The organism is Bradyrhizobium sp. AUGA SZCCT0222 (genome assembly GCF_018130205.1).
Classification (GTDB): domain Bacteria; phylum Pseudomonadota; class Alphaproteobacteria; order Rhizobiales; family Xanthobacteraceae; genus Bradyrhizobium.
In genome coordinates this window covers 22,746-37,648 of the sequence record NZ_JAFCLX010000031.1, presented here as the reverse complement: position 1 = coordinate 37,648, position 14,903 = coordinate 22,746, and the positions used below count along the sequence as shown (strand labels likewise).

The window sequence follows — 14,903 nt, the reverse complement described above, 5'->3', positions numbered from 1 at the left end:
TACCAGAGCGGAAGCCTGATCGCCAGCCTGCGATTGCGCCGTGATCTGGAACGCGCAACCGCAGGATTCCTGGTGATTCTGCCACCTGGAGCCCCGTTCCGAGGGAGTCGAAACGGGGCTCCAGATTCTTGTTTTGACGCTTTTCTTGACGCGAACCGGACGCCACTTCGCTGGAAAACGCTCTACACCGTCGAAATCCCGTCGATCGGGCTGACATCGCCGACGAACCGCAGCAAGTCGGCCATGGTGAAATCGCCCGGTGTCTTGGAGGGCAGCGTCGGCTTCCAGTTCTTGCCCTTGAGCCAGAGATACGACTGGCGGTCGCCATGCACGAGGCCGACGAAGACTTCCGAAATAATCGTGGCGCCGACGGGTCCGAGTTTTTCGCCGCCGCCGCGTTGCTCGGCCTCTTTGAGGATGTAGTACCAGAGCGGGGTGTGCTCGTGCAGGCCATGCTTCTTGGCCACCGCGCCGTCGGTGCCCTTGGCGATCTCGGCCGAAGTCAGCGGGTTTTTGATCCGCATCGCCTTGGCGACATCCTGTCCCGACGGCAATCCGAGCAGCACGCCGCGCTTCAAATTGCGGAACGGCAGGCTGCGGGTGGCAGCGGGGCCGCCGCCCGGGAGCGTATGCAATTGCGGCACCACGAACGGATCGAGCTTGCGCGAGGGATTGAGCCTGACGTCAGCGGGATTGGTGGCCAGCACTTCAAAGTAACGCCGCCAGTCGATGATCCAGTTGCTGGAAAGCAATGGAATCGGCAGCGGAGGCACGACAGGATTCGGCGCGAGATCGCCGACAATGCCGCCGGACAAACCGGTGAACTTGAACAGCAGGTCGAGCGAGGCCGGGATTAGTCCGCCGGGACCGGGCGTGAAGATGCGATTGTGGCTATAGACCTCGCGCACCATGCTGTGGCCGAGCCGGTACGCGGCCCCGGAAAACTCGACGGGCATGTAGGGCGTCTTCTTGAAGCGATAGAAGCGGCGGCCCTGTTCGAGGATTTTCGCAACGATCCCCTTTTCGGTGATGCGCTCGACGAAATCGTGCAGCACCATCCACTGATAGTGCCAGGTCACGATCTGGCGGGCCTGCACGAATATCTCGTCGGCGGGCGTGCCCGCCGCAGCCAGCTGATCGCACACCTTGTTGTGGAATTTCAGCATCGCCAGATGCGTCTGCGCGACCACGAGGTTTTCGTCGTTGCGATGATCGCCGATCAGCGCGAAGCCTTCGGGACTGCGCGGCAGATCATTGCGAGGGGTGATGGTTACATTGCCGGCCGGCACGCTGATGGTCTTGCCTATCAACAGTTTCGGACCAGGACCCTTGCCATCGGGATCGCCAGGATTGCGCGCGTAAAGATGCCGGCTGCCATCCGGACCGAGGCCATAGACGTTGTCCAGATCGAGCGCGGGCGTACGGAAATTCTCGACCGCGTTGGGATCGGCTTCCTTTTCACCGAACGACGTCAGATCCAGCGTGATGTCGTGGTCGACGAACTGCCCGAGATAGGTGAAGCCGGCCGGCACCTTGGTGTTGTTCCCGGCGGGATCGCCGGGGTTCGGGTCTTTCATCGCGTCGGCGAGTTCCTGCAGCGGCGTGTCATCGACCGCCAGCGGATCGAGGTTCGGAAACATCCGACCGAACATGCCGGGATCGTCATGCCCGGAAAGCGTATCAAGAAATTGTCGTGTCGGATGACGGCCAGCTTTGCCATGGCCGGGCTGGACATTCACTTCTGTTGCCATCACGTTTCTCCAATCAGGAAATGCTGCGAGGAGAGGGGCGCCAGTGAGTCGTCTCAGTTCCTTAAAATACGATTCGAAATTTCAGCATTGCCCCTCTGGGTGAGTGACAACAGCTATAATCCCATAGATTGTGGCAGATTGTTGCGTGGTTCACACTTCGCCGCGAAGTTTGCTGCGTCAATAGCGCTCAGGGCCAATAGCGTTCAGGCGATCTCGAACTCTTTGCGGATTTCGGCGTCGGTGTAGAAGCAGATGCCGCCGTCGAGATCGTGGACCAGCCACTCTCCCAGATAGACGATCTGCGCGCCGCTCCGCCGCTCGTGTCGAAGCTCGAGTTGTCCGTCGTCGCTGCGGTGAAGCGAGCAACTGGACTGTACCCAGCTCGGCCATTCGTAGAGCGGCTGCCCGGTGAACTGCCAGGCGATCAGGGCCGTATTGCTGGGACGGGGCTTCAACGTGAGTGTGCTGTTCACAACGATCTCCGAAACGGTGACTTTTCGTAGTCTGACAACGCGCGGAAGCCATAAAGGTTGGGCGCGGTTCCCGGAACTTCGCCACGAGTCGGCCGCTTTTCCTATGCGTCTTTGGGATAGTCCGGGATCATACGGGCACGTTGCGGCAGCCGCCGCAGCCGACCTGCCGGCGGCCGCCGGACTGCGTCCCGAAAAATCAGGGAGATGAGAGCCGGTCCCTACGCCTTGATGTTGTTCTCGCGCACGACCTTGCCCCAGGCACTGACCTGCTTGGCGAAGAACGTGCCGAAATCCTTGGCGTCGGCCAGCAGCAGCGACATCTGCTGCGTTTCGCGCAGCTGCGCCGCGACCGCGGGCTCGCTCAGAATTTCGCGGACCGGCTTTGCGAGGCCATCGATGACATCAGGCGGCGTACCCTTGGGTGCAAAAATGCCCCACCAGGCCAGCGTCTCGGAATCGGGGTAGCCGGCTTCGATCCCCGTCTGCGTGTCCGGCAGCGAGGCCATCCGCTCGCGCCCCAGCTGCAGGATGGGGCGAAGCGTATTGGTTCCCAGCTGCGCCATGATCAGCGCCGCCGATCCCGCGATGAGGTCGACGTGTCCGCCGAGCACGTCGTTCATGGCCGGTCCGCCGCCGCGATAGGGCACATGCGTGATTTCCACGCCGGCCTGCTTGGCGAGCATCGTCATCGCGAGATGGCCGAGCGTGCCGATGCCGACGGATGCGTATTTGATCGAACCGGGCTCCTTTTTCGACGCCGCAACGATATCGGCAAAGGTCTTGAACGGCCGGCCGGCGTTCGCCGCGATCACATAGGGCGCGGTGCCGACGAGGAACACCGGCATCAGATCCTGCTCGACGTCGACCTGCGGCTTTTCGAGAATGGCCGGGATCACCGCGTGAGAATCGAAGGTCACGAGAAACGACGAACCGTCAGGCGGGCTCTTGGCCACCTGCGCCGCGCCGAGCGAACCGGCGGCGCCTGACTTGTTCTCCACCAGCACGATACGGTTGAGCTTGGTTTGGAGGTGAGACTGCAGCAGCCGCGCCAGCGCGTCAGTGGAGCCCCCCGGCGGGAATGGCACCACCAGCGTCATGTTCTTCGCCGCTTGCGCCAAGGCCAGCGACGGCGCGAAGGTGAATGCGGCCGACGCCGCCAGCATGGTACGTCGCGTGATCTTCTTCATTTCTCTCCCCCTGATTGTTCCTGCGTTTGTTTTTTGTTTCGCAGGTTTATTGATTACCGAAGCCCGATCCCGGCTTTTTGTATTCCGGCCGCGGCGGACTGAAGATATCGAGCACGCGGGCGCCCTCCGGCCCGGCACGCATGGTGTGCGGCACGTTTCCCGGCGTGCGCCAGAAATCGCCCTTCTTCACCGTGATTTCCTCATCGCCCTGCACCCGCACGGCCGAACCTTCGAGCAGCACGCCCCATTGCTCCTCGGGGTGATGATGCAGGGTGCCTTGCGAATGCGGCGCCAGCGTCACCACCGACAGCATGGCCTGCTCGCCGGCGAAGATGCGCGTGGTGAGACCCGGCGCGAGATCGCGAAACAGGCCGTCATCCGGGTTGTCCAGATTGTGAAACTCGTCCCTCTGACTCATCGTCGCTTCCTCAACGTCAGTTGTCCCAATGTCCGTTGCGTCTCGATCATGATTTGCCGTAGGAGCCCTGATAGCGGCCTTCGCGGATCGCCACCAACGTTTCCTCTTCTCGCCTGGTCTGGGCGCGCACCGCCTCGAGCAACGAGGGTGCGATCGCGGCCGGAAAGGACACCACGCCGTCCTCGTCCCCCACCACGATATCACCCGGCGATATCACCGACCCGCCGATCGAGACCGGCACGTTGATTTCGCCGGGGCCGCTCTTGTAGGGGCCGCGATGAATGACCGAACGGGCAAAGCATGGAAAGTCGGATGCGGCAAACGCGGCGACGTCGCGGATCGCGCCGTCGATCACATAGCCGGCAGCGCCACGATACTCGGCAATGTTCTTCATGATCTCGCCGACCAGCGCCCTGCTCTCGTCGCCGCCGCCATCGACCACGATCACGTCGCCGGGTCCAACCAGCTCAAGCGCCTTGTGAATGGCCAGATTGTCGCCCGGCCGGGTGCGGACGGTAAAGGCAACGCCCACCAGCCTGCCGCTGCGATGGAACGGCCGCAGCCCCACGGCGCCCGGCAGCCGGGCAAGGTTGTCGCTGATAACAGATGTTGACGCGCTCCTGAATGCCTCGATCAACTCAGGCGCCGGCTTTGGCACGCTATCCATCGCAATGGTGACGCTCATGCAGTTGGTTTCCCCTGATGCTTCTTCTTGTTCGCGGACATCTTTGATAGCGCCAAACCGAGGCAATCAAATACCTTTTTGTACAGATTGATATGCCCAAATTCTATTCCATTGGGCTGTCTTGGAATCGGGGGTGTGTTTCTCCCGGGAAATCGGGCGGCCGATCGAACGGATTTTCATCAGATGTGAGCTCGCCCCTTCGTTGGTGCACGATGTTCGACGAAACCGCACCGGGCCGGCGCCGGGAGTAAATGGCAAAGTCCTGCCACAATGCGTCAACAGGCTGACTGCGGCGCAGCCGCCTCCGACAGGCTTCCGCCCAATTGGGTCCAAACCCCTTTCGCGTTGAATTTCCAGAATAAATTCCAATGAACCGCCGGTGGGTTCCATCATTCACAGGCAAGAAATCAGCGCTGGAAAATCGCCGGGTTCCGGGGGTGACAAGGCCTCTCAAAATGGCGACAATCGGTTTAATCCATGACCGCAAATCAACTTTGGAACTCACGTTGAGGAAACTTCGTCCGTGATTGCGTTACCATCATCGCTGCTCGCTATCGCAGCCGTCGCCGGCCTCGTCGTGCTGGGCCCGGTGCATGCGCATGCGCAGTGGTGGCGCGGCACGCCGGTCGATTTCGAATCTTGCGCCGACGCCGCCGAGAAGGCGAAGACCAAGGAAGACAAGACGTCAGCGCTTGCCGAATGCAACGCGAAGTTCGCCGGCCGCCGCAAGCCTGGCGGCGGCTACACCTATTACGACTTCATGCAGGACCGAACCTTCGACATCGCGGGGCCCAACCCAACGCCGGAAGAGCAGAAGAAGATCGACCAGCAATATACCGCCTATCTGGAAAGCCAGCGCCGCAGCAGCATCGCGGCGGCCTTCACGGCCAAACAACAGCAGCAGCAACCGGAGCCGCAACGCGACGTGCAGCAGGTGGCGCTGCGAACCGAGGTCGAGAAAATCCCGGTACCGGTGGCAAGCCCGGTCAAGCAGGCCGCGCGCATCAAGGCTTCCAACTGCGCAAAAAATTCCTTCTCCTGCGAATGGCCGCGGCTGTCGCAAAGCATCGACGATTTGAAGAAGCTGTTCAACCCGCCGCCGACCAAGCCGAAGCGAAGCTGATTTCTTCCGTCGTCCCGGCCTGTTTTCTTTCGTCGTCCCGGCGAAGGCCGGGACCCATACGCCGCGGCCTGCGTTATTGGAAAAGGAAGACAACGACCAGCGTATTAAAGCAATGATCGCTGGTGGTTATGGGTCCCGGCTCAAGGCCGGGACGACAACATCAATCCGCAATCACCCTCGCTTCAACAAAATCAGTTCGCAGGCACGCGCTTGGTCCGGCGCGGAGGCTTTGTCACTGGCGCGACCGGTCTATCGAGCCGCGTCGAGGCGGCGCGCTGCTCCTGCAGCCGTGCCTCATAGCCCGGCGACGGCGTCGCAACGGGCGGCACGGCATAAGCGGGAAGCACGGATACTGAGCCGAGAAAGGCGGCGATCGCCAGAGGTGCTGCGCGTGTCGGTTTCATGCCGCTTCTCCCAGTGAACGCTCCCAAGCAAAACTCGCGCAGCATCGGCGCCATTTCAAGGCAACCGACCGCTTCAGCTGCGGATCTGGTCCGGTGCCAGCCCCGGCGAACCCTGGCCGGCGGCCTCGGCTTTGCGGATCAGTTCGACGACCCGGCGCGACAGCGGCACATCCAACCCGCGCCGCTCGGCGATCTCGGTGATGACGCCCTGAAAATAGTCGATCTCGGTGCGGCGGCCGCGTTGCAGGTCTTCCCACATCGAGGAGCGCGCTTCGGGATCGATCTTCATCGTCCGCCCCAGCACGGCTTCGAAGATCATATCCGGCAAACGCAATAAATGCGGCATCCAGCCCGCCGGCAGCGGCGTCGGCGAAACCGGCTTGATGCCCTCCGCGCGCATCGCCGCCAATCCTTCCGTCACCTGGTCGGCAAACAATCGCCGCCAAGGCCGTTGCGCGAGTTGGCGGCGCAGCGGCAGATCGGCCAGCGCATTGAGCGCGTTGTTGAGATTGAGCAGCAGCTTGCCCCATTGCACGCCGTCGATGTTGCCGGTCGGACGCATGTTCAATCCGGGCACTGAAAGCTTTTCGGCGGTACCGGCGGCGTCCTGTTCGATCACGATGTCGCCCGACGTCGCGCGATGAAACCGCCCCTCGCCTGCCGTGATCACATTGAACGGCACCATGCCGCCGAGCACGCGTCGGCCGGGCAAGCGATTGCGCAGCACCGCAACATTGCCGACGCCGTTCTGCAGGCTGACGACAATGACATCTGATGGAGCGTGCCGTGCGATGATATCCGCCATGTCAGCGGTATCGGCGCTTTTGACAGACACCAGCACCACGCCGGCATCCCCAAGGATTGCGGGATCATCCGACAGCGTGAGCTTCCTGGCATCAAGCGTTTGATCGAAGCCTTCAAAGCTCGTCGGCCGCAGGCCTTTGGCCTCGATCTCGGCGATCACGCGCGGGCGTGCCAGCAAGGCGACACGGCGGCCGCCGGCCGCCAGCATGCCGCCGACGAAGCAGCCGATGCTGCCCGCGCCCGCCACGCCAATCGTTCGGCCTGCGTTCATCTTCAATTGCCTCTATTGCCGGCCGTTCGATAGCAGAACCGGCGCCCGGTGCCTATCGAAGGCGCAAACGCATATCCGGGCGCGCCTTGTAACCGTCATGGGCCACCGTTATGTTTCGCCCGGGGGCTGACACGCTGCAGGAGACTACCATGGGTTTACTCGACATACTCAACGGCATGCAGAACGGCCCGCGCGGCCCCGGCAACCCGAACGCGCAATCGGACAGCAAGGAGGGCATGTCGCCGATGACCATGGCGATCCTGGCTCTGCTGGCCTGGAAAGCCATGAAACATTTCGGCGGCAGTCAGCCGGGTGCAGCGCCCTCGGCGCCTTCTGCCCCGCCGAAACTGCCCGGTAACGTGACTGCGGGCCTGCCCGGCGGCCTGGGTGGTGCTTTGGGCGGAGGCGGCCTCAGCGATCTGATGAAGGGCGGCCTCGGCGGCTTGCTCGCTGGCGGCGCCGCCGGCAGCATCCTCAGTGGCGGTCTCGGCGACCTGCTCAAGCAGTTTCAGGAGAAGGGCCAGGGCGACGCGGCGAGTTCATGGGTCAGCAACGGACCCAACAAAGAGATCGCACCGGGCGATCTCGCCAGTGCGCTCGGCGCCGACCAGATCGAATCGCTGTCCTCGCAGACCGGTATGTCGCGCGATGATCTGCTGCAGGGTCTCAGCCAGTATCTGCCCGACGTGATCAATCACCTGACGCCGGACGGAAGGCTGCCGGACGAGAACGAAATCTCAGGCCGGCTTTGATACCGCGGCGCGCTCGCGCGCCGCATTCTCCCTCATAGAACATTGCAAAGGACCATCGCCATGGGTGGCATTATCTGGGTCATCGTCGTCGGCTTTGTCGCCGGAATTATCGCGCGCCTGCTTTCGCCCGGCCCCAACAATCCGAGCGGCTTCATCCTGACCACGGTGCTCGGCATCGCCGGCGCGTTTCTCGCAACCTTCATCGGCCAGGCGATGGGCTATTACAGTGCCAGTCAGGGCGCCGGCTTCGTCACCGCCACCATCGGCGCGCTGATCGTGCTGTTCATCTGGAACCGGCTGGTGGCCAGCCGCGTGATTTCGGATCCGGGGAACAGGTAGAAAAACTATCCGTCGTCCCGGCGAACGCCGGGACCCATACTCCGCGGCCGTCATTGTTTGCAGAAGGTCTCTAACGCCGGAGCTCTTACAGCAACGTCACGGCGTATGGGTCCCGGCTCAAGGCCGGGACGACAAATGATTGCATCCTCACAAAACCAAATGCATCCCCGCGTCCATGCGCACGAACTCGCCGGTCATCTGTCCAGACGCCGGCGAGGCGAGGAAGCAGACGAGCTGCGCGATATCGTCAGCCGTTGAGGCCGTCTTCAGCGGCACTTTTGCAATCACCGAATCCCGCACCGCCTTGGCGCCGGCCTCGCCGCGGCCCTTGGTGAACCAGGGCGTATCGATGTAGCCCGGGCATACCGTATTGACGCGGATCAACGGCGCCAATGCGCGCCCCAGCGATTGCGTCATGGTGTTGAGCGCGCCCTTGCTCGCGGCATAGGCGACCGACGAGCCGCCGCCGGAAATGCCGGCTACCGACGACACGTTGACCACGGCGGATGCCCGCCCGGAGGCTTTGGCGCCGGCCTCGAGCTGCGCGCGCGCGGCGCGGATCATCTGGAACGGGCCGATGGTGTTGACGGCGTAGATGCGCTGGAAATCTTCCGCCGTCAGATCATCCATCCTGTCGTGCGGCACGTGCTTGGTGGTGCCGGCATTGTTGACCAGCACGTCAAGCCGTCCCCAGGATGCGGCAGCCGCGGCGATCTTCTTGCAATCCTCGTCGCGCGAGACGTCGCCCTGCACCACGATGACTTCGGCGCCCGCCGTGCGGCAGAGGTCAGCGGTCGCTTCGGCCTCGGCCTTGCTGTTGGAATAATTGACGACGATACGCGCACCGCCCTTGGCCAGAATGGCCGCGGTCGCAGCCCCAAGGCCGGATGCCGAACCCGTTATGATCGCGCACAAACCATCCTTCGACATCCGCATTTCCTCTTCTTGTTTTGAAACTTTGTTCGAACCTATTTTCGCGTCTACCATATCGCGCGGCAAAGTCCCTGCAAATCGGGGAAATCCGTTGCGCGGAATTTATTCTTCGCCTGTCGCTCCGCATGCCGCCGCCGCAGGCAGCCCTGCGGGCAGCGCTTGTCAGGGCTATGGCTTTTCCGCATCATAAAGCGCAAGAAAAGACCGCACCTAAGCTTGGCGGAACAGCCGGGCCCAGTGCCAATAAGCTGTGCCAATCAAGATGAGGAACGCTGTGGCGGAGAGTGAGAACATCGTTGCCGAGACCGCGGAGAAGATCTTCGCCGATCTCGCCGACGCCCAAACCATCAATCGCGACAAGGACGGCGCGTGGAAGGCCCCGCTCTGGCAGGCGCTGAGCGAGTCCGGCCTGCCGCTGTCCTGGGTGCCGGAGGATTGCGGCGGTTCGGGCGCGAGCCTTGCCGAAGGCTTTTCCGTTCTCAGCGCCGCCGGACGTTTTGCGGTCGCGGTACCGCTGGCCGAAACGATGCTGGCGGGATGGCTGCTGGCGCAGGCGAAAATCTCCTCGCCCGACGGCGAAATGACGGTCGCGCCCGCAAGCCCGAAAGACCGCATCACGCTCAACGCCGATGGCAGCCTGTCGGGCAAGGCCCGCGGCGTGCCGTTTGCGAAAGCCGCCAAACATATCGCGGTCGTCGTAAGCGATGCCAAGGGTCTCTCGATCGCGCTCGTTGAAGCCGCCAAGTGCCGGATCGATGCCGGCCTCGGCCTCGGCGGTGACCACAGCGACACCGTGACCTTCGACAAGGCGCAGCCGATCACGACCAAGCCGGCGCCGAAGGGTTTTGAGCAGACCCATCTGATGCTGATGGGCGGCGTCGCCCGCTCCCTGCAGATCGCCGGCGCGCTGGAATCGATGCTGGAAATCTCCGTGCGCTATTCCAACGAGCGCGTCGCGTTCGAGAAGAAGATTTCGAAATTCCAGGCGGTGCAACACAACCTCGCGCGGCTCGCGGGCGAGTCGGCAGCGGCGCTTGCCGCCGCGACCTCGGCCGCGGATGCCATCGCCAACGCCACTTCATTCAACGACGAAGTGTTCCTCGAAGCGGTATCGGCGAAAATCCGTTGCTCGGAAGCGGCCGAAAAGGGCGGCGGCATCGCCCATCAGGTGCATGGCGCGATCGGCTTCACCATCGAGCACATCCTGCATCGTTACTCGCTGCGCGCACTGGGATGGCGCGACGATTTCGGCTCCGAAAGCTACTGGGCGGTCGAGCTCGGCAAGCTTGTGGCCAATCGCGGTGCCGATGAATTGTGGCCGCTGGTGGCCTCGCGCTGATTTTCACACCCGTTTGCCTGCATAGAGACGCACCATGACCGCAGCCCTCCGTTTCGATCCGATCCGCCTGCCGCCCGAATGCGAACAGCTTCGCAAGGAAGTGCGCGCCTTCCTCGCCGAGGAAATCGCCGCCGGCACCTTCGATCCGCACCAGCCCAATCGCGAAGACACCGACGCGCCGGAATTCTCCCGCCGGGTCGGCGCCAAGGGCTGGCTCGGCATGACATGGCCGAAGAAATATGGTGGCCATGAGCGCTCGTTCCTCGAGCGTTATGTGGTCACCGAAGAGATGCGCGTCGCCAACGCGCCGACGCGGCGCTTCTTCGTCGCCGATCGCCAGAGCGGCCCGGTGCTGCTGAAATACGCGCCCGAGAACATCAAGATGGACATCCTGCCGCGCATCTGCCGCGGCGAGGTCTGCTTTGCGATCGGCATGAGCGAGCCGAACTCCGGCTCCGATTTGTTCGCGGCCAAGACCCGCGCCACCAAGACCGACGGCGGCTACCTGATCAACGGCACCAAGATCTGGACCTCGTCGGCCCATATCGCCGACTACATGATCGCGATCTTCCGGACGTCACCGCCCACGAAAGAGAACCGCCGCCACGGCCTGACCCAGTTCCTGGTCAAGATGAAGCAGCCGGGCATCGAGGTGAACCCGATCCAGCAGATCACCGGCCAGTACGAATTCAACGAAGTTGTCTTCACCGACTTCTTCGTGCCCGAAGATCACGTGCTCGGCGAAGTCGACGGCGCCTGGAAGCAGGCGACCTCGGAGCTCGCCTATGAACGCTCGGGCCCCGAACGTTTTCTGGAAACCTATTACGTGCTGACCGAACTGGTCCGCGCCGTCGGCAAGAACCCGGATACCCGCAGCGCCGAAGGCATCGGCCGCTTGGTCGCACAGTTGCACACGATGCGGCGCATGTCGGTGTCGGTGGCGGGCATGCTGCAGGCCGGCAAGGAGCCGGTGGTGGAGGCTTCGATCGTCAAGGATATCGGCACGGTGTGGGAGCAGGCGCTGCCGCACCGGGTGCGCGACCTTGCGGCGTTCGTCGAGGAAACCGCAACCAACCGCGAGACGCTGGAAAACCAGCTTTCATTTGCGATCAAGACCGCACCAAAACTGACGATCCAGGGCGGCACCACCGAAGTGCTGCGCGGCATCATCGCCCGCGGGCTTGGCTTGCGCTGACGCGCGGCCCGGCTTGCGCTCATTCAACGAGGAAACAAAATGACAAAATACACTGATATCGGCGTCGAGAAGCACGGCCATGTCGGCCTGATCGAAATCCAGCGGCCGCCACTGAACTTCTTCGACATTTCGCTGATCAACCAGATCGCGGATGCGCTCGAGGAGTTCGACCAGGATATCGAAATCCGCGCGTCGGTTCTCGCAGCCCAGGGCAAGGCGTTCTGCGCCGGCGCCAATTTCAGCGATCCAAAGCGGCAGGAGCAGGAAGCGGCCGAGGCGGCAGCAGCCAAAAAGGGCGATCCCGCCGACAGCCTCGGTTCGATCAACAGTCTTTACCTGCACGCGGTGCGCATCTTCCGCGCCAAGAAGCCGATCGTGGCAGCCGTGCAGGGCGCGGCCATCGGTGGCGGCCTCGGTCTTGCGGTATCGGCTGATTTCCGCGTCACCTGCCCCGAAGCGCGCTTTGCCGCCAACTTCACCAAACTCGGTTTTCATCCGGGCTTCGGGCTGACGACGACGCTTCCCGAACTGGTCGGCAAGAACAACGCCGAACTGATCTTCTACACCAGCCGCCGCGTTACCGGCGAGGAGGCCACCAAAATGGGCCTCGCCAACCTCTGCGTGCCGCAGGATCAGGTGCGCGCTGAAGCCATGAAGCTCGCTCAAGAAATCGCCGAATGCTCACCGCTCGGCCTGCTCTCGACCCGCGCCACCATGCGCACCGGTCTCGCCGACCGCGTGCTGGCCGCGACCAATCACGAACTCGCCGAACAGTCCCGCCTGCGCGCCACCGAAGACTTCAAGGAAGGCGTCAAGGCGACTGCGGAGCGCCGCGTCGCGAATTTCAAGGGGCGGTAGCGTTTTAGACGGTGTCGTAAGCGCGCACGGCTCTCACAACACGTCGTCCCGGCCTTGAGCCGGGACCCATACGCCGCGGCCCATCGATCGGAGCACTGGCGTTAGATACCTTCCAAGACAAATACGGCCGCGGAGTATGGGTCCCGGCTCAAGGCCGGGACGACCCGTTGTTAGTTCTTGCGTACGACTAACGCATCGACAACCGTCACGCCCTGCCCCTCCGCGTGCACCAGCACCGGATTGATCTCGATCTCCGAAATCTGTCCGGCATGCTGCGCCGCCAGCACCGACAGCTCTGAAATCAACCGCGACAATGCAGTCACATCGGCCTTCGCCGCGCCACGAAACCCGTTCAGCAACGGCGCTGCTTTCAGAGCTTCCAGCATCACCGTCGCCTCTTCCGCACTCACCGGCGCCGGCCGGTAGATCACGTCGCGAAACAATTCCGTGGTGATGCCGCCGAGGCCGACCATGATGACCGGCCCGAACACCTTGTCCGTCAGCGTGCCGACGATGATCTCGACGCCCTTTTTGGCCATCGGCCCGACCAGCACGCCCTGGATGTCAGCATCCGGCCGGTGTTTTCGCACGTTGTCGAGCAGCATGCCGTAGGCCGTAAACGCCTCGCCCTTGGTCGCGATGTTGACGCGGACGCCGCCGACCTCGCTCTTGTGCGGGATGTCGCGCGACTGGATTTTCATGACCAGCGGAAAGCCCGCGCGGGCGATCGCGGCATCCAGTTCGGCCCGATCGGTCACCAGCGTCTCGTCCGGCAGCGCGATGCCGGCGTCACCCAGCAGCGACTTGCTGTCGAACTCCGACAGCGCCAGTGATTTCAGATATGCGGAGAGATCGCGCGCGGGCAAGGCGGCCACATCCGCCGCTGGCGCCAGTTTGAAATTCGCAACCTCCACCAGCCGCCGCATCGCGACGCCGACATGCGTGAGGCCCGAAAACACCACGACGCCGGATTTCGCAAGCTCCGTCCGCGCGAACGGCGACGGCAGGGTGTAGGAATAGAACACGATCGGCTTCTTCTGCGCCGCTATCACCGGCTTCAGCTCGGCCTCCTTGAACGCCATCCGCACCTCGCTCGACAGCGACAGCACCACCAGGATGGCATCGACTTCGTCGGAGACGGCGAGCAGATCGATGGTCTTTTGCAGGCCGCCGCTGCTGGCGCCTTGCGCGGTGACGTCGACCGGATTGCCCGCGGCGCCATAAGACGGCATCCACTTCCTGATTTCGCTTTGGATCGAAGGCGACAGCTCCGGAACCTTCAGCCCCTGCATCGAGACGGTATCGGCGCCCCAGATGCCGCCGCCACCGGACACGGTCAGCACCGCGACGCGATCGCCCTTCGGCAGCGGGTTCGTCGCCAGCACCGCGGCGATCGTCACCGCCTCGTCGAGATCGTTGGAGACGATAAAGCCGTACTTGGCGAACACCGCGTCATAGGCGGCCGACCATCCGGCCATGCTGGCGGTGTGCGAGGCCGCGGCGCGCTCGCCCGCACCGGAACGGCCGACTTTCGTCACGATGACGGGTTTACGCATCTCCGCGGCGCGGCGCGCGGCGGCGAGAAACTTGTCGACGTCGCGGATGCCTTCGATGAACAGCAGGATCACATCGGTGGAAGGGTCCTGCACCATGTAGTCCAGAAACTCACCGGCGCCGAGATCGCTTTCATTGCCGGCGCTGACGCAATAGCTGATCGCAACCCCGAGCGCCTTGGCGCGATGCTTGAGAGCAAAGCCGATGCCGCCGCTTTGGGCGACAATGGCGATCCGCCGTGTGGTCGCGACAACAGGCACATGACCCGGCTTGACGTCGACCGTCGGGCTGAAGGTGGCCGCGACCTTCTGCACTTCGCTGAGAAAACCTTCGGCATTCGGCCCTGAAATCCGCATACCGGTGCGCTTCGCAATCGCGACGATCTTGTCCTGCATCGCGGCGCCGTCGCCGCCTTCCTCCGCAAAGCCCGAGGAGATGATGACGGCATTCTTCACGCCGACCGCGGCACACTCCTCCAGCGCGCCCACCACGGCGCGGGCGGGAATGATGATGATGGCGAGATCGATAGGCGCGCCGACATCGGCGATGGTCCTGTAGCATTTCAGCCCGTCGATATCGGGATAGTTCGGATTGATCGGATAAATCCTGCCCGGATACTCGTTCTTGCGCAGCATCGACAGCAGCCGCCCCGGAATCTTCTCATGATCGCGCGAGGCGCCGATCAGCGCGATGCTGTCGGGCGCGAAGAAACTGTCGAGCGGATGCGGCATGGGGGAACCTATTGTGCTTTTCTTCTGACGCGCGACTATACCGCGTCTCCGTCATCCTGAGGCGCGAGCGCAGCGAGCCTCGAAGG

General features: G+C 63.1%; 15 protein-coding genes. 6 read left to right on the top strand and 9 right to left on the bottom strand.

Annotated elements, in window-relative coordinates; genetic code table 11:
- Positions 1 to 182: 182 nt before the first annotated feature.
- The 5 genes from JQ629_RS24495 to JQ629_RS24475 form a co-directional block, all read right to left on the bottom strand.
- A complete protein-coding gene (locus JQ629_RS24495) occupies positions 183 to 1,751 on the bottom strand; it encodes a peroxidase family protein (protein ID WP_212265704.1) in 1,569 nt (522 codons plus the stop codon).
- Positions 1,752 to 1,954: 203 nt separating this feature from the next.
- The gene (locus JQ629_RS24490; protein WP_212414823.1) at positions 1,955 to 2,224 is read right to left on the bottom strand and encodes a hypothetical protein; all 270 of its coding nucleotides are present in this window, start codon (positions 2,222 to 2,224) and stop codon (positions 1,955 to 1,957) included.
- A 218-nt stretch (positions 2,225 to 2,442) separates the two neighbouring features.
- Positions 2,443 to 3,411, bottom strand: a complete 969-nt coding sequence (locus tag JQ629_RS24485) for a tripartite tricarboxylate transporter substrate-binding protein (protein WP_212414822.1) — start codon at positions 3,409 to 3,411, stop codon at positions 2,443 to 2,445.
- A 46-nt stretch (positions 3,412 to 3,457) separates the two neighbouring features.
- Positions 3,458 to 3,829 carry a cupin domain-containing protein gene (locus JQ629_RS24480; RefSeq protein WP_212037010.1) on the bottom strand — a complete coding sequence of 124 codons (372 nt, stop codon included), beginning with the start codon at positions 3,827 to 3,829 and terminating at the stop codon, positions 3,458 to 3,460.
- A 46-nt stretch (positions 3,830 to 3,875) separates the two neighbouring features.
- Positions 3,876 to 4,514 carry an RraA family protein gene (locus JQ629_RS24475; protein ID WP_212414821.1) on the bottom strand — a complete coding sequence of 213 codons (639 nt, stop codon included), beginning with the start codon at positions 4,512 to 4,514 and terminating at the stop codon, positions 3,876 to 3,878.
- Between the two features lie 526 nt (positions 4,515 to 5,040).
- On the opposite strand from JQ629_RS24475, the gene JQ629_RS24470 reads away from it, so the two are divergent.
- The gene (locus JQ629_RS24470; protein ID WP_502753284.1) at positions 5,041 to 5,637 is read left to right on the top strand and encodes a hypothetical protein; all 597 of its coding nucleotides are present in this window, start codon (positions 5,041 to 5,043) and stop codon (positions 5,635 to 5,637) included.
- A 191-nt stretch (positions 5,638 to 5,828) separates the two neighbouring features.
- Here the strand turns inward: JQ629_RS24470 and JQ629_RS24465 are convergent, their stop codons facing one another.
- Entirely contained in the window at positions 5,829 to 6,041 is a 213-nt protein-coding gene (locus JQ629_RS24465) for a hypothetical protein (RefSeq protein WP_212414863.1), read from the bottom strand.
- Positions 6,042 to 6,114: 73 nt separating this feature from the next.
- Positions 6,115 to 7,116 carry a 2-dehydropantoate 2-reductase gene (locus tag JQ629_RS24460; protein ID WP_212414819.1) on the bottom strand — a complete coding sequence of 334 codons (1,002 nt, stop codon included), beginning with the start codon at positions 7,114 to 7,116 and terminating at the stop codon, positions 6,115 to 6,117.
- A 149-nt stretch (positions 7,117 to 7,265) separates the two neighbouring features.
- On the opposite strand from JQ629_RS24460, the gene JQ629_RS24455 reads away from it, so the two are divergent.
- Positions 7,266 to 7,868 carry a YidB family protein gene (locus JQ629_RS24455; protein ID WP_212265697.1) on the top strand — a complete coding sequence of 201 codons (603 nt, stop codon included), beginning with the start codon at positions 7,266 to 7,268 and terminating at the stop codon, positions 7,866 to 7,868.
- A gap of 60 nt (positions 7,869 to 7,928) precedes the next feature.
- The gene (locus tag JQ629_RS24450; protein WP_192736510.1) at positions 7,929 to 8,207 is read left to right on the top strand and encodes a GlsB/YeaQ/YmgE family stress response membrane protein; all 279 of its coding nucleotides are present in this window, start codon (positions 7,929 to 7,931) and stop codon (positions 8,205 to 8,207) included.
- A gap of 147 nt (positions 8,208 to 8,354) precedes the next feature.
- Here the strand turns inward: JQ629_RS24450 and JQ629_RS24445 are convergent, their stop codons facing one another.
- Positions 8,355 to 9,137, bottom strand: coding sequence for an SDR family NAD(P)-dependent oxidoreductase (locus JQ629_RS24445; protein WP_212414818.1), 783 nt, complete (start codon positions 9,135 to 9,137; stop codon positions 8,355 to 8,357).
- Positions 9,138 to 9,414: 277 nt separating this feature from the next.
- On the opposite strand from JQ629_RS24445, the gene JQ629_RS24440 reads away from it, so the two are divergent.
- Genes JQ629_RS24440 through JQ629_RS24430 form a run of 3 tightly spaced genes read left to right on the top strand, consistent with a single transcriptional unit; the run spans position 9,415 to position 12,532 of the window.
- Positions 9,415 to 10,479 (top strand): acyl-CoA dehydrogenase family protein, encoded by a 1,065-nt coding sequence (locus JQ629_RS24440; protein WP_212414817.1) that lies wholly within the window; start codon positions 9,415 to 9,417, stop codon positions 10,477 to 10,479.
- A gap of 34 nt (positions 10,480 to 10,513) precedes the next feature.
- Positions 10,514 to 11,674, top strand: coding sequence for an acyl-CoA dehydrogenase family protein (locus tag JQ629_RS24435; RefSeq protein WP_192736508.1), 1,161 nt, complete (start codon positions 10,514 to 10,516; stop codon positions 11,672 to 11,674).
- 39 nt (positions 11,675 to 11,713) lie between these two features.
- Entirely contained in the window at positions 11,714 to 12,532 is an 819-nt protein-coding gene (locus JQ629_RS24430; RefSeq protein ID WP_212414816.1) for an enoyl-CoA hydratase/isomerase family protein, read from the top strand.
- 170 nt (positions 12,533 to 12,702) lie between these two features.
- Here JQ629_RS24430 and JQ629_RS24425 read toward each other — a convergent pair whose 3' ends face one another.
- Entirely contained in the window at positions 12,703 to 14,817 is a 2,115-nt protein-coding gene (locus tag JQ629_RS24425) for an acetate--CoA ligase family protein (RefSeq protein ID WP_212414815.1), read from the bottom strand.
- Between the last annotated feature and the right edge of the window lie 86 nt (positions 14,818 to 14,903).

Bases quoted from the DNA above. Each gene is read 5' to 3' on its own strand.
- JQ629_RS24495 (WP_212265704.1), bottom strand. From the start codon at position 1,751: ATGGCAACAGAAGTGAATGTCCAGCCCGGCCATGGCAAAGCTGGCCGT.
- JQ629_RS24480 (WP_212037010.1), bottom strand. From the start codon at position 3,829: ATGAGTCAGAGGGACGAGTTTCACAATCTGGACAACCCGGATGACGGC.
- JQ629_RS24485 (WP_212414822.1), bottom strand. From the start codon at position 3,411: ATGAAGAAGATCACGCGACGTACCATGCTGGCGGCGTCGGCCGCATTC.
- JQ629_RS24460 (WP_212414819.1), bottom strand. From the start codon at position 7,116: ATGAACGCAGGCCGAACGATTGGCGTGGCGGGCGCGGGCAGCATCGGC.
- JQ629_RS24475 (WP_212414821.1), bottom strand. From the start codon at position 4,514: ATGAGCGTCACCATTGCGATGGATAGCGTGCCAAAGCCGGCGCCTGAG.
- JQ629_RS24455 (WP_212265697.1), top strand. From the start codon at position 7,266: ATGGGTTTACTCGACATACTCAACGGCATGCAGAACGGCCCGCGCGGC.
- JQ629_RS24425 (WP_212414815.1), bottom strand. From the start codon at position 14,817: ATGCCGCATCCGCTCGACAGTTTCTTCGCGCCCGACAGCATCGCGCTG.
- JQ629_RS24450 (WP_192736510.1), top strand. From the start codon at position 7,929: ATGGGTGGCATTATCTGGGTCATCGTCGTCGGCTTTGTCGCCGGAATT.
- JQ629_RS24445 (WP_212414818.1), bottom strand. From the start codon at position 9,137: ATGTCGAAGGATGGTTTGTGCGCGATCATAACGGGTTCGGCATCCGGC.
- JQ629_RS24435 (WP_192736508.1), top strand. From the start codon at position 10,514: ATGACCGCAGCCCTCCGTTTCGATCCGATCCGCCTGCCGCCCGAATGC.
- JQ629_RS24430 (WP_212414816.1), top strand. From the start codon at position 11,714: ATGACAAAATACACTGATATCGGCGTCGAGAAGCACGGCCATGTCGGC.
- JQ629_RS24465 (WP_212414863.1), bottom strand. From the start codon at position 6,041: ATGAAACCGACACGCGCAGCACCTCTGGCGATCGCCGCCTTTCTCGGC.